The following is a 2,573-nucleotide window of genomic DNA, read 5'->3' on the forward strand; positions in this document are numbered from 1 at the left end:
TTTTAGGGGTTTTTCGCCATTTTTACTTAACTTTTTGCTGCGCCCAAAATCCTTGTAACCTTTATTTGCTCAAGGTTGTCAAGTTATTCAGCAAACCCTACATAGTGCAATTTTAAAGTAGTACTGTTACGAAGCGATCGCAATCTCGGAAAAACTTATAAAATAGGAACGATCGCTTTATGGTTATGGTTATTTTTATCAGAAGATGTGGGTACTGGTTCGCTGCTGCTTGCCCAAAAATAAGCGATCGCTGTAGTTAAAAATATCGAACCAATAAATGTTCCTAAGTAAACCAATATCGGATTAGGAGAGCTTGGTTTTTTGGGTAGATTGGGTTGGATAGCCACCTGAATTTGAGGATAGGCATTGTACAAATTACTTTTTGCTAGCCTGGATTTATCAAGGTTAGAGGAGTATACCGTTTCAGCAAATTTTACATCTTGTTCCAACTTGTTAAGACGAGCTCTTTGCTGTACGAAACCATTTTCTGCTGTCTCTAGCTGCGTTATTTGTTGCTCTAGCTTTGCTGCACGGGCAGCTAATTCTTTGGCTTCTGATTGCAAGAACACAATATTTTTAAGCAGACTACCTCGATAAGAATCCTTTTCATCTCCTGTACGCAAGTTTAACTGTTGCAACATATCGGAAGAAAGACGACGACCTAATAAAACTTCTCCTCTTTTTAGTAAAGCGTTGCGGGCTGCTGCGGTTTCTTCACTTCTGTCAATGACAATCGGATTGCTGGATTTAAATCTTGATTCGAGACTGGTTAACTCGGCACTGTTACGGGTGTAGTTTGATAAATATTGCTGAAATAAAGAGTCGGAATAGAGAATCAAAGCATCTTGGGCAGATTCAGTAGAGATTCCTAAGCTATTTGATAATCGTTGAGCTTGAGCATGGGCTTGTTCGAGTTGCGCTTTGATTTCCGCTTTTTGAAGACGCAGATTTTCTACATTAGAAGATAAGTTTTCTGCTTTGTCTTGAAAACCAATCGCCCACTGAAGTTTAAACTCTGCTAGTCTTTGACGGGCATCCCGTAGATACTGTTCTGATTTTTCGAGACTATCCTGTAAACTGAGATCTGTTTTGCTGATTCTTGTTTGGCGTAATTCTTGTAATTTTTGTTCGAGGACGTAGGATATGGCGATCGCTTTTTGAAGGGCTTCTTGGGGTGTATTTCCTTCGATACTCAATTCCATCATGGTGGTATTATCGACAATTTCCACATCTGGTTTGCCGAATTCTTGTACGCTGATGCCTACTCGGTCGGCAGCGAGGGACATAATTTCTTTTTTGCCCAGTAAAAATTTATAGTTTTCACGGGGGTCAAACAGATGGTTGCGATCAAGAGATTCTGTATTGGAACTCACAGAACCAATATTAGAAATGCTGACGCTACTGGAGTTTTGGTGAGATGGTAGACTAATTGACCATTTGCTAGTGTAAATAGGGCTTTTAAAAATCAGATACAGCAGTGCGATTCCCCAAAGTACAATGTTTCCTAGCAACCAATAGGGAAAGTAAACTGTCCAACTTTTACGAACGTGACGTTGATTTTTGTTTTTACCAGGTTCAACTAAAGTTAATTCTTTAAAGTCTAAAGATGCAGCATCCAAATAATCACCGAAGTCTGTTTTTGCTGGTTCTATTTTTTTCTGAGGAATTACTTTGTGTAGCAAACCAGGGCTAAACTGATTATATCCACGAGATACAAAACGAATTGCTTCTTTTAGGTCATCTGCTGGAGTTCCTTTTAATAAATAGCCCATTGCTCCTGCTTGTAAAGATTGCTGAATATATTCATCTTCATCATGCGTACTCAACACAATAACTCTAATGTGGGAAAAGTCTTGGCTAATAATCTTTGTTAACTGCATCCCATTTAAACTAGGCATTTCCAAGTCCACCAACATCAAATCGGGTAAGCACTTTTTAGCAAATTCAATGGCAGTTAGTCCATTGTCGGCGGTAGCAACAACTTCAAAATCTGGTTCTGGTTCTAAAACTGCTTTGATAGTTTCGCGAATACTTTTTTGATCGTCAACAATTAAAATACGAAGCATTTTTAATATTATTTAATAATAATCAATATGTTAGCTTTTTTTTAGTATTTCTACGTAATTTTGAGCTTGAATTTACTTAGCAAGCTTCAATTATGAAGCCTTGATTAACTGATAATAAATTTCTCTAGCATCTGTCCCCGCAAAAATCAATCCTGGTATCTGTTGACTAGCTACTAATACCTTAGTTAACCTTGGTATTTCTGAAATTTGATTAATTTGCTGCCAATTAGTACCGAAATCTAATGACATAAATAACCCTGACTGATTGTTTTTCAATGTTCCATATATATAAATACTATGGGAGAGTTTGTTAGTTATTGATGTGCCAATAGTTACTAAATGTGCTTGCTTAATAGATTCGATTTTTTGGCGTTGCTGATTTAGCGAACGAGTGCGCGACGGCGAAGCCGAGTCCTTTAGGGGTCTTGGGCGGGGCAGAAGAGTTCTGCCGTGAAACGACAGAATCAGCCCCTTGGGTTTCCCTCAATGAGCAATATGCGCGATGCG

The 2,573-nt window shown here is 38.4% G+C and carries 2 protein-coding genes; both read right to left on the reverse strand.

The annotated features are described in order from the left end of the window. Nucleotides 1-155: 155 nt before the first annotated feature. Entirely contained in the window at nucleotides 156-2,066 is a 1,911-nt protein-coding gene (locus tag H1P_RS32625) for a response regulator (RefSeq protein ID WP_144875544.1), read from the reverse strand. 90 nt (nucleotides 2,067-2,156) lie between these two features. Further along, nucleotides 2,157-2,315 carry a hypothetical protein gene (locus tag H1P_RS36940; protein WP_186376287.1) on the reverse strand — a complete coding sequence of 53 codons (159 nt, stop codon included), beginning with the start codon at nucleotides 2,313-2,315 and terminating at the stop codon, nucleotides 2,157-2,159. Between the last annotated feature and the right edge of the window lie 258 nt (nucleotides 2,316-2,573).

Source organism: Hyella patelloides LEGE 07179 (assembly GCF_900659865.1).
In the GTDB taxonomy this organism is placed as follows: domain Bacteria; phylum Cyanobacteriota; class Cyanobacteriia; order Cyanobacteriales; family Xenococcaceae; genus Hyella; species Hyella patelloides.